A 22,852-nucleotide genomic window follows, 5' to 3' on the forward strand; every position below is an offset into this window, starting at 1 on the left:
ATTCTTAAAACTTAAAATTATACGTTACTGACGGTATGATCCCAAATATGGAAGTTCGCACCGCTTCATTCATACGAGTTTCTTGGTTTTGTCTAAAATTGATGGAAGCAGCGTTCATTCTGCTATACAAATTATAGATACTGAATACCCATTCTGAACGCCATCTTCTCTCCTTGTTTTGTTTAGGAGTAAATGTAGCTGAAACATCTACTCTATGAAAATCAGGGAGTCGTTGCTCGTTTCTAAATCCATAGGTAGGAATCACTAGTCCTTGAAATTCAAATTGACCAACAGGGAAGTTGGTGGGTTGTCCTGTCTGGTAAATAAAGTTGGCGCCAAAACGCCATCTTTCATTAAGTTCATAGTTGGCATTTACAGAAATATCATGGGTTTTGTCATAGGGCGTATTGTACCATTGTCCTAAATTGATACCAACTTCATTTTCATTTCTACCAGGGGTGCGTTGTTCTGATTTTGATAGCGTATACGCAAGCCAACCTGTAAATTTTCCTTCGTTTTTACGAAATAAGACTTCGAGTCCATAGGCTCTTGCTTCTCCACTTAAAATCACTTGCTCTATAGCATCATTGGCGATCAAATCTGCACCGTCTATATAATCGATACGATTGTCTATATCTTTATAGAATACTTCTGTTTCTAAGGTGAACATATCCTCTTTAAGATTCTTGAAGAATCCAATGGCGTATTGATCTGATAATTGTGGTTGAACAAACTGACCACTAGGCGTCCATACATCTAACGGTGTTGGTGAACTGGTGTTAGATAATAAGTGAATATACTGTGCCATGTAGGTATAACTCGCTTTGATAGAGGTATCGTCATTAAAGGCATAGGATAAGGCAAATCTCGGTTCAAAAGTATTGAAGGTGGCAAGTTTGTCACTTCTGCTGAAAGAAGTATCTACATTATTGATTTCAGCCCCTTGATATACGAGTAAAAACGGATCAAAAAGTACTGGATTATCATCTACATACACATTTACTTCATCTTGTCCCAATCGGATAAAATTGCTCCATCGCAGGCCGTACTGGATATTTAGCTTGTCCGTAATCTTATGCTCTACATCAACATAAGCAGCAAATTCATTAGCATATTGCTTTGTCAATTGGTCTTCTACAATTCCAGAATCGGGACCGTTAGGTTCTATCTTTCCGGGATTAAAGGCGTAATACACATTATTAATCCCGTAGTTTAGTTGAATTTTCTCATTGAGATAGTGTTTTAAATCATATTTAAGATTAAAATTGGTAATACCAGAATCCCATGTAAAGCCCACAAAATCTAAATCTAAGCCATAAAAGTAATCACTGTAAATAACAGAGAGATTAGAGAAAAGTTTATCTGAAAAAAGATGTGTCCATCTAAAATTTCCTACCGCATTTCCATAGTTATTAGAAAAACTATCGCTGATGCTAAAATCATCTCTCCCAAAATATCCTGAGAGGTAGATGCTATTATTATCATTAATCTTATAATTTAATTTGGTGTTGAGGTCAAAGAAAGAGAGTCGGTTGTCAATATCAAATAGGGGTAAGAATATATTAGCATAAGAAGAACGTCCTCCTACTAAAAAAGCACCTACATCTTTTTTGATAGGCCCTTCTAGGAGTAAACGACTCGAAATCAATCCCAACCCTCCATTTGCTTTAAATTCTTTACTATTCCCTTCTTTTTGATAAATATCCAATACCGAAGAAACTCTTCCTCCAAAGCGTGCGGGTATACCTCCTTTATATAACTTTAAATCTTTAATAGCGTCTGGATTGAATACAGAGAAAAGTCCGAACAAATGTGAGGAGTTAAAAATAATAGCTTCATCTAGTAGGATGAGGTTTTGATCTGCGGCACCTCCACGAACATTAAAACCAGAAGCCGCTTCACCAGCACTAGTGACCCCAGGAAGTAAGAGAATAGACTTAATCACATCTGCTTCTCCTAATACGACAGGGATACGTTTGATCGTTTCGGCAGTGAGCGAGTTGACACTCATTTGCGGTTTTCTGATTTTGACACGTTCTACTTTTTCTTCGATGACAACTTCATCTAGAGATTCGGTGGCTAGTGAAAGTTGAATATCCTTACGGATGTCTTTATCTAGTACAATGGTTTCTGTAATTTCGGCGTATCCAAGGTAGCTAACTATGATTTGATATGTACCTTTAGGTAAGGTAATAGAATAAAATCCGTAGGAATTGGTTGCAGCACCATTTGCGATTTCTGGAAATAAAATATTAACACCGATAAGGGTTTCATTACTAGCACTATCTGATACCGTGCCACTTAATGTGAATTTTTCTTGGGCAAATGAAGTGGAGATTCCAATACAGCATAGTACTAGGAATAGGAAGCTTTTTTTCATGAAAAAGGATTTGAAGTAAAACTAATATCAATTTTTGAAATGGAGTGTTAAAAAAAGGGAAACCTTGATTTTGTTTAAAGACTTTTGATTTCAGACTATTTTTAAGAGAGTTTGTTACAACACTATTCTAATATTTCTGAGTACGCTTTCGCGAAAAGCCTGCCTGCCGGAGGAATGGCGGTCAAATTCTCATCCAAATCCATCAAATTCTCATTGACATATCATAAATAGAATTGTAAATAGTACATTCGTTTAGTAAGCTATCGTACATGAAATCAAAAATACTTTTATTCTTTTTACTGTTCTTGTCTATAACAATTCAAAGTCAAACGTCTCGATTAGATAGTTTGAAAGGGCTTTTAGAAAAATCCAAGAACGATCCTGAAAAAGTGCGATTGTACAATGAAATTTCTAATGAGCTCAAGTACAGTGATCCCAATGAAATGCTAGTTTTTGGCACAAAAGCTCTTGCACTAGCTCAAAATACGTCCAATACGATAGCGGAAGGAAATGCTTACCTAAACATAGGAACAGCGTATATTATTTTAGGATCGTATGAGAAGGCATTGGATCATTTTGTGTGGGCAAAAGCTATTTTTGAGGGTATAAAACTCAATGAAACTAAAAACTCCGAAGTTGATCAGGGTATTGCACGGACGTACGGAAGTATGGGAATTGTTTTTTCTGAGCAAAGCAACTATGCTAAAGCACTTGAGTATTATTTGAAATCGGCAGCCATTTATGAAGCGTTGGGTGATGAAAATCAAAGTTCGAAAATTTACAATAATATAGGGGTTGCGTACAAGTCACAATCGTTAGACGCAAAGGCTTTGGAGTATTTTAAAAAATCACTAGCGCTTCAAGAAAAGCTTAAAAACCCTAATATTGGAATTACACAAACCAATATTGCCACGATTTATTTTAAACAAAAAGAACTGGATAATGCGTTCACCTTTTATACAGATGCTAAAAAGAGTATTGATGAAAACCCCAATCCTAGGGCTTTGGGAGAATGGTATAATAATATTGGCGCGTATTATGATTCTAGAAATTATAAGGATCTAGCTGTTGAAAATTGGGAAAAAGCGATTGTCTCTTTTGAAAGTATTGATGATAAATTTGGATTGGCAGATACGTATTTATATCTGGCGCAGTTTTATTTGGATCAGGGTCAAGAAACCCGCGCTTTGGTAATGGCAAATAAAGCGCTAGAACTTTCTGAAGAGATTCATGTTTTAGAGCAACAAGCTACTTCAGAAAAATTATTAAGTGCTATTTATGCAAAAAGCGGAAAGTCAGCCTTGGCATTAGATCATTATAAAGTATATACGGCGATTAAGGATAGCCTACTCAAGGAGAATGATATTCGAAAATCTGTAGAAGCAGCGATGAATTATGAGTTTGAAAAGAAAGAGCTGATTCAAAAAGAAGAAAATAATAAACGGGAGTTACTTTTAAAAGAGGAAGCCAAAAGCTCAAAAATGAAGCTGATCTTCGGCGCTTTAATCGCCTTGCTTTTGGTGGGGATTGGTTTTTTGATTTATAATAGAAATCATCTTAAAAAAACGTTGACACTTCAAAAAGAGCTTGCTGAATATGAGCAAAAGGCATTACACTTGCAAATGAATCCTCATTTTGTGTTTAATTGTCTAGGTTCTATTTCTAGCTTTATTGTACAGAATGGAACAGACTCAGCGATCAAATATCTCTCTAAATTTTCAAAGTTAATGCGCTTGACCCTAGAGTACTCTAAAGAATCTCTCATTCCTATAGATAAAGAAATAGAAAGTTTACAAAACTACTTAGAGTTGGAGCAGCTTCGATTTAATGATAAATTTAACTTTAAAATTTCAAAAAGTAGCGATATAGAAGATGATGTAGCATTACCCCCTTTATTGATACAACCCTTTATAGAAAATGCGATTATACACGGCGTGATTCCTAAAAAAGATCAGGGTAGTATTACGATCGATTTTTCTTTGGAGGGAGAATCATTGATTTGTGTTATTTTGGATGACGGAATCGGGATTAATACTTCAAAATTGAATAAAGAAAATTCGGTATTGGCTCATAAGTCTATGGCACTTGATATTATTAGAAAACGATTAGAAATGATTACCGCGTCTACCTCAAAAATAGCAACGATTGCCATAGAGGAGTTGACAGACGCCTCAAAAGTAACAGGAACAAAAGTAACCTTGCGGCTTCCGTTACGATATGTAAATGAATAATATATGATAAAGGCTATTTTAATAGATGACGATAAGAACCTTCGAGAAGGTATGAAGGGTTTGCTTACTCGTTTTGCGCCTAGTATTAAGATTATAGGAGAAGCAGATAGTGTGACTACAGGTATTGAGGTGATAGACGCCTTAGAGCCGCAAGTGGTGTTTTTAGATATTCAGCTTACCGACGGAACTGGTTTTGATATTCTAGAAAAACTTTCTGAGCGTAATAAAACCATAAAAACGAATGTGGTTTTCATAACAGCTCATGAACAATATGCAATTAAAGCGTTTCGATTTAGTGCGTTGGATTTTTTGTTGAAACCTGTTGACCCAGAAGAATTGCAAAAGGTCATCGAAAAAATAGAAGCCGTTATCGAAAAGAAGAATGACTATTCTCATATAGATTTATTATTGGAGAATATCAGGAAGAATGTAGATAACTTTAAGCGTATCGCCCTGTCTACATCGGATGGGATTCATCTGTTTGATATCAGTGATATTATACGCTGTGAAAGTGCAGACAATTATACCAAGTTTTATATTAAAAATACAAAGCCAGTGCTAATCTCTAAGACCTTAAAAGAATACGAAGAACTTCTTAAAGAGCATAACTTTGAACGCATCCACCAGTCGCATCTTATTAACTTGAATTATCTAAAATCCTACATTAAAAAAGACGGCGGTTATGTGGTCATGACAGACGAGAGTCGTTTGCCTATTTCTCAAAGAAAAAGAGAACGATTACAAGAAATATTAAAATCGATGTAACGAATTCTAATTCGAATCCATCACTTACTCATTGACCCCTTAAAAATTGACAAATCAATAGTAAGTTTATTTAAAATTAAACACCATGAAAAAAACTACACTCTTATTAGTACTCTTTGTTGCAGGATTTATGAATGCGCAAATAGTCAACATCCCTGATGCTAATTTTAAAGATAGATTGATCACTATTGGCGTAGATACCAATACAGATGGCGAGATTCAGGTATCAGAAGCTGCAGCTGTAACAGGAATGCTTAATGTGGCAAGTCAAAATATTGCAGATTTGCAAGGTATCGAAGCATTTACAAATATTACGGGTCTTAATTGTTTTGAGAATCTCTTAACGTCTTTAGATCTGTCTTCAAATACACTTTTAACGACATTAAATTGCGTGAGCAATCAGATAACATCTTTGAATGTTACTTCTAATACATTTTTAGAAAGTCTGGAAATAGGAGATAATTTTATTACAACTTTAGATGTTTCTAATAATATTAATTTAGAAATCCTACGGATTAATTCTAATCCTCTAGCAGCAATAGATCTTTCAAATAATATAGCGCTCACTGATTTTTCATTATTTGCGTCAAGTGTAACTACACTAGATTTTAGTGCAAATACCAATTTAATAGGCTTAAGTTTTATAAATAATCAAGCGTTAGAAACTGTGTTTATAAAAAATGGAAGCGATGAGAGTGCTAATATAGATTCAGGCAGTTGGTTAGAAAATTGGCTTTTAGGAAATAACCCAAGCTTAACGTACGTATGTGCAGATGCTGATCAGGTTTCAGAGATTCAAAGTTTTGCAGGCGGAGGTTATGTGGTAAATTCTTATTGTAATTTTCAACCAGGCGGAGATTTTAATACCATACAAGGTGTGGCTCAATTCGATTTGGATAATGATGGCTGTGATTCAGGAGATCCTGTGATTCCTTATTTGAATTTTAATGTAGGACTTGATCCAGATCCAGCAGATTCTTCTGTGTATTCAGATGCGATCGGGATATATAATTTGTATGTAGGGGAGACAGGTACGTATTCTATACTCGCTAACTTTGAGGACGCTTCTTATTTTACTGTTGATCCATCTCCAGCGAGTGTTACCATTCCTGTCGTAGATAACAGTACTACAATCCAAGATTTTTGTGTGACTGCAAATGGAATCCGACCAGATGCCGAAGTTGTGATCGCACCTATTTTTCGATCTAGACCTGGTTTTGATGCTACCTATCAGTTGGTTTATAAAAACAAAGGGAATCAGACGCTATCAGGATCGGTAGACTTCACATATGATGATGCTGTATTAGATTTTGTTTCTTCTACGACAACACCCGATGCGCAAAGTACGGGGCTGTTATCTTTTAATTTTACAAACCTGCAACCTTTTGAAAGTCGATTTGTAGATATTGTTTTAAATGTAAATGATCCTACAGAAACGCCACCTGTTAATATAGATGATGTTTTAACCTTTACAAGTAATATCGCAATTGATCAAACAGAGGAAACCCCAGATGACAATTCATTTGAGTATAATGAGGTTGTCGTAGGTTCTTTTGATCCTAATGATATAACGTGTTTGCAGGGAGATGTAGCGCCTTCTTCCCTTATCGGAGACTTTTTACACTATGTCATCAATTTTGAAAACACTGGAAATGCTCCTGCGCAAAATGTAGTGGTGACTACAGAGATAGATCCAGTAGATTTTGATATCAATTCATTACAGATTTTAAATGCCTCTGATGCGATGAGTCTTTCTATTACAGAGAATCTTGTCACGTTTGTATTTGAAAATATTAATCTTTCTTCAGGAGGACATGGGAACATCTTACTAAAAGTCAGAACTAACAGTGACTTAGTGGTATCAGATTTTGTAGCAGCAGATGCAGCTATTTACTTTGATTTTAATTTTCCGATTACTACAAATACAGCAAACACTACTTTTGAAACGCTTTCTGTAGATGAGTTTTTAGTGAATCAAGTGATTGCCGTCTACCCAAATCCAAGTGATAAAGTAGTCACCATAGAGGCGACTTCTGCTATACAGATAATAACGATGTATGATATGCAGGGAAGAGCGGTCTTATCTAATGAGGAAAACACGGCATCTATAGCGATAGATATTTCGCAATTTGCCAACGGAATGTACTTTTTAGTTATCAAGACTGATAGTGGTGAAGTGACTAAAAGAGTTATAAAGAAATAAAGAATTAGTTAGGTTAGGTTTAAATGTAAAAAACGAGTGCTGTTGTGGCACTCGTTTTTTTAATACTCTTTTAAACAGGTTTTAAGATACCTGTATACGCTTTCGCGAAAGCGTACTATCCGTCTATAATTGCATTAAAAGTAGCACTAGGTCTCATCGCAGCAGTTGTTTTTTGAGTATCTACATGGTAATACCCTCCAATATCTACTGGCGATCCTTGAGCACTGTTTAACTCATCAATAATGGCTTGTTCGTGTTGCTCCATAGCCTTAGCCAAAGGGGCAAACTCAGCTTTTATATCCTGATCTTCATCTTGAGAAGCAAGTGCTTGTGCCCAATACATAGCTAAATAAAAATGGCTTCCTCTGTTATCAAGCTCATTTACTTTACGAGAAGGAGATTTTTTATTTTCTAAAAACTTTACGGTAGCATCATCTAGTGCTTCTGCAAGTATGCCAGCTCTTTTATTTCCAGTGGCTTCTGCGGTATGTTCTAAAGAGACGGCTAGTGCTAGAAACTCTCCAAGAGAATCCCAACGTAAGTGCCCTTCCTGTAAAAATTGTTGTATATGTTTTGGAGCAGAACCCCCAGCACCCGTTTCAAACAACCCTCCACCGTTCATAAGCGGTACGATAGAAAGCATTTTTGCACTCGTCCCTAATTCTAGAATAGGGAAGAGATCTGTATTGTAGTCTCTTAGTACATTTCCTGTAACCGAGATAGTATCTTCTCCTTTTTTGATTCTTTCTAATGTATAGCGTGTCGCTTTTATAGGAGACATAATTTGAATATCAAGTCCTTCTGTATTATGATCTTTAAGGTAGCGTTTTACTTTTTCTATGAGTTGGGCATCGTGTGCTCTGTTTTCATCTAGCCAGAAGATAGCTGGTGTTTGGGTAGCTTGAGCTCTTTTTACGGCTAATTTTACCCAGTCTTGAATAGGCGCATCTTTTACTTGACACATTCTCCAAATATCACCTTGAGATACAGAATGCTCCAATAATGTGTTACCTTGATCATCTATTACAGCAACAGTTCCATCCTTTTCAATTTCAAAGGTTTTGTCGTGAGAACCATATTCTTCAGCCTTTTGAGCCATCAATCCTACATTAGGAACTGTACCCATGGTTGTAGGATCAAAAGCACCGTGTTTTTTGCAAAAATCAAACGTTTCTTGATAAATTCCAGCATAGCTACTATCTGGAATAACTGCTTTTGTGTCTTGTAATTTTCCGTCTTTGTTCCACATCTTTCCAGAAGTTCGGATCATAGCAGGCATAGATGCATCTATAATAACATCACTTGGAACGTGTAGGTTGGTAATTCCTTTGTCAGAATCGACCATGGCTACACTTGGGCGATCGGCATAACATGCTTGAATCGCATCCTCAATTTCTTTTCGTTGAGCGTCTGGTAATTCTTGGATTTTGGAAACCAAATCTCCAAATCCATTATTAACATCAACTCCTATCTCTTCAAATAGATTCTGATATTTTTTAAATACAGGGGCAAAAAACACACGTACAGCATGTCCAAAAATAATAGGGTCTGAAACCTTCATCATGGTCGCTTTCATGTGTAATGAAAACAGAATGCCTTTTTCTTTTGCATCGGCTACCTGCTCTTCTAAGAAAGTAATAAGCGCTTTCTTATTCATCACTGTAGCATCTATGATCTCATCTTGTAATACGGGAATTGCTGCTTTTAGCACTGTTTTGTTGCCAGAAGTATCTGTGTGTTCAATACGTACATTTCCAGGTTGAGAAATGGTTAAAGATTTTTCATTATGACAAAAATCACCTTCTTGCATGGTCGCTACGTGCGAGGCTGAGTCTGCACTCCAAGCACCCATACTATGAGGATTGTTTTTTGCGTATTGTTTTACAGGCTTGGGTGCACGACGATCAGAGTTCCCTTCTCTTAATACAGGATTTACGGCACTTCCTAAAACCTTAGAAAATTGTTTACGTATCGCTTTTTCTTCATCAGTCTCTGGCTCTTCAGGAAAATCAGGAATCGCGTATCCTTGACTTTGTAGTTCTTTTATAGCATCTATAAGTTGAGGTATAGAGGCACTAATATTTGGAAGTTTTATGATATTAGCTTCAGGTTTTTTAGCTAGTTCTCCCAAATAGGAAAGTACATCACTTTGTTTTTGATCATCAGTAAGGTATTCTGAGAAGTTAGCTATAATTCGACCCGCTAGTGAAATGTCTTCTGTATCTATTTGGATATCTGAAGATTGGGTAAAACGTTTTACGATAGGTAAAAACGAGTGAGTTGCTAACATTGGAGCCTCGTCTGTAAACGTGTATTTTATTTTAGTTGTAGCTTTTGCCATATAAAGTAATTGTTTTTTGCTTAGTTTAAGTCAAAGAAGACTTAAGAAGGAATGCAAATATAGCTATTAGAATGCATTTATTATAATACTGAAGAAGCTAGAATAAGGTTAATTTTTTGAAGATGTATTACCGTGCGAGCTAATTTGAAATTTCGGGGTGTCCTTTAGCAATAATCAACTATTTTTTTGATCCCAACTAATTTGTATACTCCTAAAATCCCAAAACTTTTAGGAATGATCCTATTTAGATTAACTAGAATATTTGCATAAACACAACAATTGGTTTTGATCCCTCTTGATCTCTCTTGATCCCGTATTGTCTAGGTGTAATTTTGGATTCTTATAAAAATAAAAGCCATATCAATGCATATACATGCTTGATATGGCTTTTTAGATATTTTAATTGGTTTAAACTTTACGTTTTGTAAGGGATGTTGCCATTCCTATAAAAACTAATTAAAATATCTTTCAAAACACATATCATAAGTTCTTAAATTATGATATAATGTTTTGATGTGGTCGGGTACACTTAAGACTTTTTAATGTTCATTATACGATAGATGTACTCTATCCATTCATAAATCATCTAGCTTTTGCAGCGTTTCTTGTTAGTGATTTTTCGACCGAGTTTCTTGATAACGTACGTTTTTTTGAAACTTGAATTGGCTAATACAATATGAACATAATGCTTATCTCGTATTAAGCTTATTTAAAAGTAGTCATTATTAGAATACAAAATCAAAAATTATATAATTTTAATTATCAACTACTTATGAACTTAGGTTATTAACAATTGTGTATAAAAAAACCCTCAATTTAAAATTGAAGGTTTTTTTATAATTGTAAGAAGGGATTAAGAGCGCTTCTCTTTGATACGCGCTTTCTTACCAGTAAGGCCTCTGAAATAGTAGATACGAGCTCTACGGACGCTTCCTTTCTTGTTTATTTCTATTTTTTGGATAGCAGGTAGGTTTAATGGGAAAACACGTTCTACTCCAACAGTACCAGACATTTTTCTGATAGTGAATGTTTGAGTTCTGCCAGTTCCTCTTAATTGAATAACAACCCCTCTAAAGAACTGTGTACGGCTTTTTTCACCTTCTTTAATTTCGTAGTATACAGTAATAGTGTCACCAGCGCTAAATTCTGGCAAATCATTTTTTGTTATAAATTCGTTTTGTACAAATTTTACTAAATCTTCCATAATGATGGATTTTTGTTTTTTAAGTTAGTACAACATTCACGATTCTCGTCAGAGGTTGATCTAAGCGGATGCAAAAGTACAATTTTAATTTACTTAGGCAATGCTATTTTAATGTTTTTTTTGCTTTCGAATTCTTGTGTTAGAAGAATTCATAAACAACAAAAAAACTTCTACAGAGTTGTAGAAGTTTTTTTGTTGTTTGAAAGGTTGTAACTTATAATGCTGCTACGTGCTTCGCTAATTTTGATTTTAAATTAGCCGCTTTATTATCATGAATAATATTGCGTTTTGCTAACTTGTCTATCATTGAAGCTACAGCAGGGTAAAGAGTTGTTGCTTCATCTTTAGAAGATGCATCGCGTAACTTTTTAATTGCATTACGAGTAGTTTTGTGCTGATACTTATTTCTCAACTTTTTAGACTCGTTACTTCTTATTCTCTTTAATGCTGACTTGTGATTTGCCATTGTTTTATTTTAATTATATGATAAAATATGTAGCCCGTAGGGGAATCGAACCCCTCTTACATGGATGAAAACCATGCGTCCTAGCCGATAGACGAACGGGCCTAGGTAAAGTATAAAGTAAAAGTTTAATTACAAAAGAGCGTCTCTTTTTGTGATCAGTACTTTTTCTTTGTACTTCGTTTTGTAGCCCGTAGGGGAATCGAACCCCTCTTACATGGATGAAAACCATGCGTCCTAGCCGATAGACGAACGGGCCTAGAACAATTGCTTAAATTGCGGATGCAAAAATACAACTATTTTAATACGACACAAATCTAAATTGAACTTTTTTTAAAACATTTTAATATGCTTTGGCAAATAGTACCCTTTGGGTAGATTGAGCACCACTATAAACACAAATTCCATCTTCTTTTGGATTGTCTAAAGGAATGCAGCGTATTGTTGCTTTTGTAAGCTCTTTGATCTTATTTTCAGTCTCATTTGTTCCATCCCAATGCGCACTTATAAAGCCTCCTTTGGTTTCTAAAACTTCTTTAAATTCATCGAAGTTTTGTACTGCCGTGATATGTGAATCTCTGTAATCTTTTGCTTTATTGTATAAATTATCTTGTATTTCCTTAAGTAATTGTACCACCGTTTTTACAACATCTTCTTTTGGAACAAACTCTTTTGTGAGTGTATCTCTTCTAGCTAGCTCTACAGTTCGCTTTTCTAGATCTTTTGGGCCGATCCCTATTCGTAATGGTACTCCTTTTAATTCATATTCATTAAACTTCCATCCAGGTTTGTGTGTGTCTCTATTATCAAACTTAACAGATACGTTATGAAGTCGTAGATCATTTACAATTTCATTAGCGACCTGTGATATGGCATCTAGTTGCTCTTGATTCCTATATATAGGAACAATAACTACTTGGTAGGGTGCTAAATTTGGGGGTAATACAAGACCTTGGTCATCACTGTGTGTCATAATAAGTGCTCCCATAAGTCGCGTAGAAACTCCCCATGATGTTGCCCATACATATTCTTGCTTTCCTTCTTTGGTAGCAAATTTTACATCAAATGCTTTCGCGAAATTTTGCCCTAAGAAGTGAGAAGTTCCCGCTTGTAAAGCTTTTCCGTCCTGCATTAACGCTTCTATGCAGAAGGTTTCATCAGCTCCAGCAAAACGTTCACTTTCTGTTTTAAGACCTTTGATAACAGGAACAGCTAAGAAATTTTCTACAAAAGTTGCGTATAAATTATTGATTAAATCTGCTTCAGCAATAGCTTCTTCTTTGGTGGCATGGGCTGTATGACCCTCTTGCCATAGGAATTCTGCTGTCCTTAAAAAGAGACGTGTTCTCATTTCCCAGCGCACCACATTAGCCCATTGGTTAATCAATAAGGGTAAGTCTCTGTAGGATTGTATCCAGCCTTTATAGGTATTCCATATAATGGCCTCACTTGTAGGTCTTACCACAAGTTCTTCTTGAAGTTTTGCTTCAGGGTCTACAATAAGTTTACCTTCATTATCAGGGTCGGTTTTAAGTCTGTAATGAGTGACAACAGCACATTCTTTTGCAAAACCTTCTGCATTTTTTTCTTCAGCTTCAAAAAGACTTTTAGGTACAAAAAGAGGGAAATATGCATTCTCATGACCAGTTTCTTTAAACTTTTTGTCGAGTTCTGCTTGCATTTTTTCCCATATAGCAAACCCATAAGGTTTGATGACCATACAGCCACGTACTGCAGAATTTTCAGCTAAATCTGCTTTTACAACAAGCTCATTATACCATTTAGAGTAATCTTCGCTTCTCTTTGTTAAGTTCTTCCCCATAAAAGGTTGTTTTGGCACAAAATTTGTGACTTAATTAGAAAATAATAATTAATGCGAAATTAGTTATTTTTAGTACGAACAACAATTAAACACTTTAGAGATATGCAACTTTCTTCCACTTTTAAACTCACTCTAAAAACATTCCTTTTTTCAGGATTAGCTACTATTGCTTTAGTATCCTGTAGTTCTTCACAATCTGTATATGATGATGATGGTATTTACAGTGGGACTCCTGCTGTTACATCTCAAGAGAAAGTAACAGATAGTTTAAGCGCAAAAGATCTTATCTACAAAAATTATTTTGAAGAAGAAGCTGAGGCTTTAGGAGATCTCATAGAAGAAGATGCAATATTTACCGATGTAGATGCATATTCCTCTGAGAATGGAGAAGCATATGTTGAAGGTGATGGTTATGATACCAATCGCGGAGCTTGGGGAGATCAAACCGAAAGTATAATTGTAAATGTATATGACAATACTCCGTTCTGGGGTGGCGGCTTTTGGGGCGGTGGCTTCTGGGGTGGCGGACTCTGGGCAGGTGGCTGGGGTAACCCGTATTGGGGTGGAGGCTACTGGGGTAATCCATACTGGGGTGGTGGTTTCTGGGGACCTAGATTTGGAGGTTTCTTTAACCCATATTTTGGTTTTGGAAACTTTTACAATCCATACTACTGTGTAGGATTTGGAAACGGAGGATTTAATAATTTTGCATACGGAAGTAGATATAATAGAGGAAGAAATGCAGTAGCTTACAATAATGGAAGAAGAATATCAAGATCTGCAGTAGCACAAAGAGATGCCAGAAGAACAGCAACCAGAAACGCATTCGCTAGTCGTAATTCATCTCGATCAACATTTTCAAGAAATAGAGGAACGACAAGACCTAGAACAACAATAAGCAGAGGAAATTCAAGAGGGACTGGTAGTACATATAGAGATGGAGTCACTCGGGGTGGAGCTAATGCAGCAAGACCTAGCAATAGTAGAGGTGGTAATCGTCCCGCTTCAGCAACAAGACCTAACGGAAATAATCGTCCTAGTTTTTCTAGAGGTGGAGGTTCTACAAGACCTAGTGGAAATGCCAGACCAAGAGGAACGCGTCCTCAAGGATCAGCAAGACCAGCAAGTAGACCATCTTCACGTCCAGCAACGAGACCTAGTTCATCAAGATCTAGACCTTCTTTCAGTAGACCATCGTCATCTTCAAGAAGTAGTGGATTTTCTAGAGGAGGAGGTTCTTCAAGATCTTCAAGCGGATCAAGAGGTGGAGGTTCTCGTAGCGGAGGAAGAAGAGGATAGTCTAAAATTCTTTCATTTATTTTACTAGATTTATTATGAAAAAAATAGTTTTCATCGTTACACTCACATGTGTGACACTCACTTCCTATGGACAAAGTATAGCAGATGGTCTGCGTTTAGGAACTACAGATATTACTGGTACTGCTCGTTTTAGAGCATTAGGAGGTGCCTTTGGAGCATTGGGAGGAGACTTAAGTGCGATAGGGGTTAACCCTGCAAGTAGTGCTATTTTTACTAGAGGAACTACTTCATTTACACTGGCAGTAGATAATTACGAAAGTGATATAAATTATTTTGGAAATTTTAATACAACTTCAGATAGTGATGTTTCTTTTAATCAGGCAGGAGGTGTGTTTCTAATAGAAGCTAATCCAAGTTCAAAATGGAATAAAATTGCGCTTGCTTTTAATTATGATCGTACTTTAAATTTTGATGATGACTTTTTTGCTTCAGGGACAGGAAATATTTCTATAGCAAATTATTTTTCAGAATTTGCGCAGGGAGTTCCTCTAGATTTATTGCAGCTTCAGAGTGGAGAAAGCATTTCAAGCCTGTACCAATTTTTAGGAGAACAAGAAGGTTTTGAAGCACAACAAGCATTTCTTGGCTTTCAATCATTTATTATTGATCCTGTAAATTTAGACAACCCTAATAATGTAACATACGTCTCAAATATTTCAGGAAATAGTTTCGATCAAGAATATTTATTACGGTCAGAAGGTTATAATAGTAAAGCCTCTTTTAATTTAGCAGCTCAGTATGATGAGCGCCTTTCATTCGGGTTAAATCTTAATTCACACTTTGCAGATTATAACCAGTCAACATTGTTGGTTGAATCTAATGATAACGAAGAAAGTTTAATCACAAATGTTCGATTTGAGAATAATTTGCGAACTCTTTCTAATGGTTTTTCTTTCCAATTAGGAACGATTGCAAAAATAAATCAGAACGTACGTGTAGGCTTGACCTATGATTCTCCTACTTGGTATACTATTTCAGAAGAAGCTTCGCAAATTATTTCTACCTCGGGTAGTGACGCTGAAGGCGAATTTGACGTGTTAGTAAATCCGAGAGTTATTAATATTTTTCAAGATTATGAACTTAAAGTACCTGGAAAATATTCAGGAAGTTTTGCATATCTTTTCGGAAAGCAAGGCCTCATAAGTTTTGATTACTCTTATTCAGACTTTTCAAATCTAACATTTAGACCGACCAATGATCCTTTTTTTCAAAGACAAAATCAAGCGATAGCAAATACGTTAAAAGGTGTCTCCACCTTTAAAGTAGGGGGGGAGTATCGTATTAAGGAATGGAGCTTAAGAGCAGGATATCGTTTTCAAGAGAGTCCTTACCAAGACGGACAGACCTTGGGAGACTTAACAGGGTATTCAATAGGAGCTGGGTATAATTGGGGAAATGTAAAATTTGACTTTGCTGTTGATCGATCTGAGCAAGATCGTAATCAATCACTGTTTAATACAGGTCTTACAAGTCAAGCATCTATAGCTAGAAATAATACTGCAATTGTGGGTACACTTACCTTCAGTTTATAGAATAAAAACATCTTAAAATGAAACGCCACAAAGCATTCTTCGGAATACTTTGTGGCGTTTTTGTAGTATCTTTCATTTCTATTTTAAAAAAAACATACATGAAAAAAATTATCGCTTTTGCAGGAAGTAATAGTAAAAACTCTATAAATGCAGATTTAATAACGCATGTAGCTACTCAAATCACGAGCGCTTCAGTTTCGGTTATAGATTTGAAAGTTCTTGAAATTCCAATGTACTCTATAGATATAGAAACGGAACAAGGGTTTCCTGTAGACGCCACAATTCTTAAGAATAAAATTTTAGAAAGTGAGGGGGTTATTTTATCAGTTAATGAACATAATGGATCCGTCTCTGCTTTTTTCAAGAATATCCTTGATTGGCTGTCTAGAGTAGATCGTAATTTTTTGAGTGATAAAAAAATTTTATTAATGAGTACGTCTCCAGGAGCGAGAGGAGGTAAAACAGCATTAGAATTTGCCAAAGAAGTATTGCCACGTTTTGGTGGCACTGTTGTCGAAAGTTTTAGTTTTCCTTCATTTCAGGATAATTTTGATACGTCTACACACACAATCACAAATCCGGCTCTAGCGATAGGTGTGGGAGAGGTGATTGCTTCTTTTTTACAAGAAATAGAAGGCTAGGGTAATAGATGATAATAAGTCAAAGTTACAATGATTTTTTAGCTTAATTATCCATTTCTAAGAGGGCAATATCAAAAGGAGAAGTGAAACTAACTTTTCCGTCAATGACTCTTACTTTTTGTTTTGAATAGGTTTCTATGAGGTAGTCCGCTTTCGCGAAAGCGTCATCAACCATAAACTCTTTTTTTCCTAATGGAAGATTCAAACCAATAATAACGTGGTCTGTGTACTCGTCTTTGGTAAGACGACGACTGAAGATATAGTACGGATCATTATTACTAAGCACTGTATGTTTTCCTGCCCCTATAGCGGGATGGTTTGCTCTAAATTGTCCTAGCTTTCTCCAATGCTCTAGTATTTCCTTTGTTTTTGGAGAATTCTTTTGATCGTCCCAATTCATAAAGCTACGGAGTGTAGCATCTCCTTGGGTTCCCTCTATAATAAGGTTTCGAGCACTTTCATCTCCATAATAAATCTGTGATATACCTGGGGTAAGTAATAGTTTTGTACCTGTTTCTTTGGCTTTTTCTCTGGTAATGTCAAAGGGTTGTCCGTCGTCGTGAGAAGTTGCATAATTGGTAATACTTTTCCCCTTGTGTGAGTTGCTATTGATACTGTCATACTTTGTGAATAGCGTGTGATAATCTCCTTGGGCATCATATTTGAACTGAAAGTTGATCAGGTTGTCAAAGCCATTTGCAAAGTAATCTACCTTTGTGCCATCTCCAAAATCAAAAGAACGTCCACCATCTACAGAATAGTTATACACTTCGCCTAGCATAAAGAAATCGTTATCATCTAGTACCTTATCAGGGTGTTCTTTTTTGTATGCAGCAAAAGCTTTTTCTGCTTGCGCTCGTAAAACCACCCACGAGGCTTCGTCCACATGTTTTGCTGTATCTACACGATACGCATCTATTCCTAGTTCGCGTATATAATCTGTAAGCCATTTTATGATGTAATTACGTGGCGTTTTCTTATAGTTGTTTTCGGCAAAAAAAGCATTTAGTTCTTTTATTTCTTGATCGTAGCGTTCTTCTGATTTCCATTTTTCAACAAGAAGCTGTGGGAGGTCTACTTCTATTGTACTTTCAGTAAGTATATCTGGTAAGTTTTCTACGAGGCTACAGGCGGTTGTATTCTCATAGGTAGAAAATTTACAATTCGGATCTTCTCTTGCCCACTCTTTTCCCCAAAAAGGATCTTGATCTGTGACGGGACCTGTATGGTTTAGCACGACATCCATTACCACTCGGATTCCATGGTCATGTGCGAGATCGACCAATGTTTTTAGATCTTCCATCGTTCCGAAGTTAGGATCTAGTTGTGTCCAATCTTTTGCCCAATACCCATGGTATCCATAGGTGATACCTGTACCTTCATCTACAGCTCCGTGTACTTGTTCTACAACAGGTGTAAACCATAGGGCATTAATGCCTAATTCATTAAAATACCCTTCTTTTATTTTAGCTGTGATCCCTTTAATATCCCCACCTTCAAATCCTCGTAAAACACCCGTTTTCTTTGATCTGTCAAACTGAAGGTCGTTAGATGGGTCCCCGTTATAAAAACGGTCTGTCAATAAAAAATACATATTTGATGCCTCCCATAAAAAGGGTGTAGGCGTTGTTACTTCTTCTTCAATAATATTAGGCGTATTTTTTTTAGCATTTTCTTTTTTACAAGCTGATACTAAAAACAATATCATACATAAGGAATAGAATGTGTACTTCTTCATAAGGATCATTTGAAAAGCTAAGCTACTAAAATGCATTTAAAAACCCATCTCTTTTAGCGCAAAGCGAAAGAAAATAAGTATTTTTGATATTATAAAAATTCATTTATGTCATCTTTAAAAGCTTGGATTCAAGCGGCTAGATTACGCACGTTGCCATTATCAATATCAGGAATATTAGTAGGGGGGGCAATGGCGGTACGTACTGGTTTTTTTGATTGGAGAATATGTGTCTGTGCGCTCCTAGCTACCTTAGGATTTCAGATTGTCTCCAATTATGCAAATGATTATGGGGATGGTATCAAAGGAACAGACAATGATGATCGTGTAGGGCCTGCACGAGCTATGCAAAGTGGATTACTTACTGCTTCAGATCTTAAAAAAGGAATTATCGTTACATCTATCATTACCATTCTTGTAGTTGTGTTTTTGATCTATATTGCGTTTGGTGAAGATCAATTGCTATTATCCCTATTATTTATGTTTTTAGGCATTAGTGCTATTGTTTCTGCCATAAAATACACCGTAGGTAAAAGTGCCTACGGATATAAGGGGTTAGGCGATGTTTTTGTGTTTCTCTTTTTTGGACTTGTTGCCGTTATGGGGTCTTATTTTTTATATGCCCAAGAACTTCCTGTAGTTCATTTTTTAGGTGCTATCACCATAGGCTTATTGTCTACAACAGTATTGCATCTTAATAATATGCGAGATAGAGAACAAGATCAAAAAGTAGGAAAAAATACACTGGCTGTAATACTAGGGAAATCTGGAGCTTTACGTTACCATAATATTTTATTTGGATGTAGTATTTTAAGTTGGTTAGGATATTTATTACTTTCAGAGGCGAAGCCCATTTTATTTATGAGTTGTTTGGCATTTTTACCTTTACTAGCCCATTTTATCAAAGTACAAAAGACAAAAGATCACACGCTATTAGATCCGCAATTAAAAGTAGTTGCGTTATCTACTTTTTTACTTTCTGTTTTATTTTTTGCAATTACGTATTTGACACTTTAAATTTCTTTTTTTGAAAGCTACTTATCATAAACATATTCTTCATTTTAAAAGAGCAAGCGGTACATCTCGCGGTATTTTAAAAACCAAAGAGACCTGGTATATTGTTATTGAGGATGGCACAAAAAAAGGGATAGGAGAATGTGGAATTTTAAGAGGTTTGAGTTATGATGATCGACCTGATTATGAGGAACACTTACGATGGACATGCGCAAACATTTCTAAAGGTCCAAAAATATTGTGGGAAGCATTAAAGGAGTTTCCAAGTATTCAATTTGGTGTGGAGATGGCTTTCCTTTCGTTACAATCTTTAGATCCTTTTGTCTTATTTCCTTCAAAATTCACAAACCATACAGATGCCATTGCTATTAATGGACTCGTGTGGATGGGAGATGAGATCTTTATGAGAGATCAGATAGAAGAAAAACTCGAAGCTGGTTTTGATTGTATTAAAATGAAGATCGGTGCTATTGATTTAGAAAAAGAAATGGCATTGCTTCAGATGATACGGAAGCATTACGATGCTTCAAAAATCACGTTGCGTGTAGACGCTAATGGTGGGTTCGCTTTCGCGAAAGCAAAAGAAGTTTTACAACAATTAGCAACCCTAGATATACACTCCATAGAGCAACCTATTGCTGTAGGAAACTGGGAGCAAATGAAAGAACTCTGTGCAGAAACACCCATCCCTATAGCGCTAGATGAAGAGTTAATTGGCATCACAGATATACCAAAGAAGCGAGCGGTATTACAAACCATACAGCCGCAATATATTATCTTAAAACCAAGTTTTATAGGAGGCTTTCAAGGAAGCGAAGAGTGGATAGACCAAGCAGAAGCATTAAATATAGGTTGGTGGATTACCTCTGCGCTAGAAAGCAACATAGGACTCAATGCCATTGCACAATGGACGTATGAGCTACACCCTAAAGGACCCCAAGGATTAGGAACTGGGAGCCTTTTTACAAACAATATACCATCGCCTCTGGAAGTAAAAGAAGGGGCATTACATTATAATAATCAGTTAGATTGGGATTTTAATACAGATACATTATGTTTATAGAACAAGCGTATAAGGGAGAAAATGAAACGTGGAAATTTGTACTAACCACTATCATCACAATGGGGATTTTTATAGTAAATCTCTTAGTGTTTATTTTTGTAGATATAGATCCTCAGGCAAGTATGGATGCCATGTTAGAAATGTTTCCTAATAAGAATGTGTTTTTAGCCGTTAATTTGGGCATTTTTATTCCGCTGCTTCTAGTCCTCTTTTTACTTGTTTGGGCTTTGCATCAAAGAAGTATCATAACGCTTACTACTGCTAGACCTAAAATAGATTTTAAAAGAATTCTCTTTAGTTTTCTAATGGTTGCCATTTACACAATAGGAAGCTTTGCCATCGCTTATTACTTTTCTCCGGAGGATTATGTTATACAGTTTGACCCTACTAACTTTACAATTCTTGTGATGGTAGGGCTTATTTTATTTCCTTTTCAAATAGGTTTGGAAGAATGGCTTTTTAGAGGCTATTTAATGCAACAAGTAGGTATTATAGTTCGTAATCGTTGGTTTCCATTACTTATTACGTCTGTACTTTTTGGCGTTTTTCACAGCGCAAACCCTGAAGTAGCAGAAATGGGACCTATTATTATGATTTTTTATATAGGAACTGGTTTGTTGTTAGGTATTATGACATTGATGGATGATGGGTTGGAATTAGCATTGGGTTTCCATTTTGGAAATAATTTTCTAGCAGCAACACTTGTAACAGCAGAATATTCTGCACTGCAAACAGATGCTGCTTTTAAAACAGTTACGTCACCAGGAGCGGGTTTAGAAATTATTATACCCGTTTTAGTTGTATACCCTATTTTTCTTTTAATTCTTGCCAAGAAATACAAATGGACACATTGGAAAGAAAAATTAACAGGTGATATTCTTCCTAAAGAGGTTATAGAAGAGGGAGTCTTATAAAATTAATAATAATTGCCTTACATTAAGGTAACTATTGTTTTATATAAACCTTGTACTTTGGCTTATTATGGAGAAAAATCCAGATCGCTACATACGCGTACATCCTAAATTTAAACTCAATGGAATCCATTATTCCATAGCCTCTTTGCGATCACTAGCGTATGAATTTATTAAAGAAGGTGAGCCCTACGAAGAGTCTGTAGGTGCTTTTTTAATAGATTGGTTAAATGACAAGTCATATGTTACCGTCAAAACGTCTGGTTCTACAGGGTCTCCAAAAGCCATAAAAATTAAGAAAATTCATATGTTTAATAGTGCAAAGGCAACAGCCAAGCATTTTAAACTCCCTGAGAAAACCACCGCATTGTTGTGCTTACCTGCCGATTTTATTGCGGGTAAAATGATGCTCGTTCGAGCTCTAGTTTTAGGATGGCATATAGACATGGCACAGCCTACTTCTAATCCTTTAGATCACGTCTATAGACGTTATGATTTTTGTGCGATGACCCCTTTTCAGTTGGATAATTCTTTATCAAGGTTGCATCTCCTTTCAAAATTAATTGTGGGCGGGGGTACTATTTCTGAAGCGTTAAAAAAGCGATTACATGGAATCTCTACCAAAGTATATGAAACCTACGGAATGACCGAAACGGTTACGCACATTGCTGCTAGACGTGTCAATCCTAAAAAGCAAAAGGAAGGTCTTATTCCCTTTAAAACCTTATCCAACGTAAGTGTAAGTACCGATGATCGAGGATGCCTTGTGATAAAAGCTCCTAGGGTAAGTAGCGATCCCGTGATTACAAATGATTTGGTGACGTTAGAGACCTATAAAAAGTTTATCTGGTTAGGACGTGTGGATAATGTGATTAATAGCGGCGGGATAAAATTGTATCCTGAGCAAATAGAGCAAAAACTGTCCTCAATGATTCATGTGCCGTTTTTTGTCGCAGGAATCCCAGATGATGCCTTAGGAGAGAAGTTGGTGCTGTTTGTAGAACAGGAGGAGGCGTTCGCTTTCGCGAAAGCGGAATACGACTTAACTGACTTTGAAAAATATGAAATTCCTAAAACCATTTTCTCTGTTTCAAGGTTTGAGCGCACTGCAAATGGAAAACTTCAAAGAGGTCAAACTGTATATAAAGTCCTTAAGGCATAAACTCTATTAGTGTAGAAAGTAGCTTTTACTCATTCAATAGGTTGGTTCCCTCATTGGCTATTTGA

16 protein-coding genes and 2 tRNA genes are annotated in these 22,852 nt (G+C 36.1%); 10 read left to right on the forward strand and 8 right to left on the reverse strand.

The window, feature by feature from the left end; all coding sequences use genetic code 11:
* Positions 1–4: 4 nt before the first annotated feature.
* Positions 5–2,380: a TonB-dependent receptor gene (locus ACFO3O_RS10350; protein ID WP_379978533.1), complete on the reverse strand. Its 2,376-nt coding sequence runs from the start codon at positions 2,378–2,380 to the stop codon at positions 5–7.
* A 269-nt stretch (positions 2,381–2,649) separates the two neighbouring features.
* Between ACFO3O_RS10350 and ACFO3O_RS10355 the strand changes: the two genes are divergently transcribed.
* The 3 genes from ACFO3O_RS10355 to ACFO3O_RS10365 all read left to right on the forward strand — a co-directional run bounded on the left by ACFO3O_RS10355 (position 2,650) and on the right by ACFO3O_RS10365 (position 7,579).
* Positions 2,650–4,611 carry a tetratricopeptide repeat-containing sensor histidine kinase gene (locus tag ACFO3O_RS10355; RefSeq protein WP_379978534.1) on the forward strand — a complete coding sequence of 654 codons (1,962 nt, stop codon included), beginning with the start codon at positions 2,650–2,652 and terminating at the stop codon, positions 4,609–4,611.
* A gap of 3 nt (positions 4,612–4,614) precedes the next feature.
* A complete protein-coding gene (locus ACFO3O_RS10360) occupies positions 4,615–5,376 on the forward strand; it encodes a LytR/AlgR family response regulator transcription factor (protein WP_379978535.1) in 762 nt (253 codons plus the stop codon).
* An 85-nt stretch (positions 5,377–5,461) separates the two neighbouring features.
* A complete protein-coding gene (locus ACFO3O_RS10365) occupies positions 5,462–7,579 on the forward strand; it encodes a DUF7619 domain-containing protein (RefSeq protein ID WP_379978536.1) in 2,118 nt (705 codons plus the stop codon).
* Between the two features lie 115 nt (positions 7,580–7,694).
* On the opposite strand, the gene ACFO3O_RS10370 is transcribed toward ACFO3O_RS10365, so the two are convergent.
* The 6 genes from ACFO3O_RS10370 to proS all read right to left on the reverse strand — a co-directional run bounded on the left by ACFO3O_RS10370 (position 7,695) and on the right by proS (position 13,409).
* Positions 7,695–9,920 (reverse strand): NADP-dependent isocitrate dehydrogenase, encoded by a 2,226-nt coding sequence (locus tag ACFO3O_RS10370; protein WP_379978537.1) that lies wholly within the window; start codon positions 9,918–9,920, stop codon positions 7,695–7,697.
* Positions 9,921–10,773: 853 nt separating this feature from the next.
* A complete protein-coding gene (gene rplS / locus ACFO3O_RS10375) occupies positions 10,774–11,124 on the reverse strand; it encodes a 50S ribosomal protein L19 (protein WP_379978538.1) in 351 nt (116 codons plus the stop codon).
* Positions 11,125–11,338: 214 nt separating this feature from the next.
* On the reverse strand, positions 11,339–11,590 hold the full coding sequence (gene rpsT, locus ACFO3O_RS10380) for a 30S ribosomal protein S20 (RefSeq protein ID WP_379978539.1): 252 nt from the start codon (positions 11,588–11,590) through the stop codon (positions 11,339–11,341).
* Positions 11,591–11,620: 30 nt separating this feature from the next.
* Positions 11,621–11,692 (reverse strand) — tRNA-Glu (locus ACFO3O_RS10385).
* 82 nt (positions 11,693–11,774) lie between these two features.
* Positions 11,775–11,846: transfer RNA gene (locus ACFO3O_RS10390), tRNA-Glu, on the reverse strand.
* Positions 11,847–11,930: 84 nt separating this feature from the next.
* The gene (gene proS / locus ACFO3O_RS10395) at positions 11,931–13,409 is read right to left on the reverse strand and encodes a proline--tRNA ligase (protein ID WP_379978540.1); all 1,479 of its coding nucleotides are present in this window, start codon (positions 13,407–13,409) and stop codon (positions 11,931–11,933) included.
* A 102-nt stretch (positions 13,410–13,511) separates the two neighbouring features.
* Here proS and ACFO3O_RS10400 point away from each other — a divergent pair, with 102 nt between their 5' ends.
* From ACFO3O_RS10400 to ACFO3O_RS10410, 3 genes are all read left to right on the forward strand, one after another.
* Positions 13,512–14,708 carry a hypothetical protein gene (locus ACFO3O_RS10400; RefSeq protein ID WP_379978541.1) on the forward strand — a complete coding sequence of 399 codons (1,197 nt, stop codon included), beginning with the start codon at positions 13,512–13,514 and terminating at the stop codon, positions 14,706–14,708.
* Between the two features lie 35 nt (positions 14,709–14,743).
* The gene (locus ACFO3O_RS10405; RefSeq protein WP_379978542.1) at positions 14,744–16,261 is read left to right on the forward strand and encodes an OmpP1/FadL family transporter; all 1,518 of its coding nucleotides are present in this window, start codon (positions 14,744–14,746) and stop codon (positions 16,259–16,261) included.
* A 98-nt stretch (positions 16,262–16,359) separates the two neighbouring features.
* Positions 16,360–16,902 carry an NADPH-dependent FMN reductase gene (locus ACFO3O_RS10410; RefSeq protein ID WP_379978543.1) on the forward strand — a complete coding sequence of 181 codons (543 nt, stop codon included), beginning with the start codon at positions 16,360–16,362 and terminating at the stop codon, positions 16,900–16,902.
* 43 nt (positions 16,903–16,945) lie between these two features.
* Here the strand turns inward: ACFO3O_RS10410 and ACFO3O_RS10415 are convergent, their stop codons facing one another.
* Positions 16,946–18,640 carry an alpha-amylase family glycosyl hydrolase gene (locus ACFO3O_RS10415; RefSeq protein ID WP_379978544.1) on the reverse strand — a complete coding sequence of 565 codons (1,695 nt, stop codon included), beginning with the start codon at positions 18,638–18,640 and terminating at the stop codon, positions 16,946–16,948.
* A 105-nt stretch (positions 18,641–18,745) separates the two neighbouring features.
* Between ACFO3O_RS10415 and menA the strand changes: the two genes are divergently transcribed.
* The 4 genes from menA to ACFO3O_RS10435 all read left to right on the forward strand — a co-directional run bounded on the left by menA (position 18,746) and on the right by ACFO3O_RS10435 (position 22,787).
* Entirely contained in the window at positions 18,746–19,654 is a 909-nt protein-coding gene (menA, locus tag ACFO3O_RS10420; RefSeq protein ID WP_379978545.1) for a 1,4-dihydroxy-2-naphthoate octaprenyltransferase, read from the forward strand.
* Between the two features lie 10 nt (positions 19,655–19,664).
* Entirely contained in the window at positions 19,665–20,714 is a 1,050-nt protein-coding gene (locus tag ACFO3O_RS10425; protein WP_379978546.1) for an o-succinylbenzoate synthase, read from the forward strand.
* Positions 20,705–21,628, forward strand: coding sequence for a CPBP family intramembrane glutamic endopeptidase (locus ACFO3O_RS10430; RefSeq protein ID WP_379978547.1), 924 nt, complete (start codon positions 20,705–20,707; stop codon positions 21,626–21,628). Before ACFO3O_RS10425 ends, ACFO3O_RS10430 begins: the two co-directional genes overlap by 10 nt.
* 67 nt (positions 21,629–21,695) lie before the next feature.
* Positions 21,696–22,787: an AMP-binding protein gene (locus ACFO3O_RS10435; protein WP_379978548.1), complete on the forward strand. Its 1,092-nt coding sequence runs from the start codon at positions 21,696–21,698 to the stop codon at positions 22,785–22,787.
* Positions 22,788–22,852: the final 65 nt, after the last annotated feature.

It is taken from the genome of Dokdonia ponticola, from assembly GCF_042653865.1.
Taxonomy (GTDB): domain Bacteria; phylum Bacteroidota; class Bacteroidia; order Flavobacteriales; family Flavobacteriaceae; genus Dokdonia; species Dokdonia ponticola.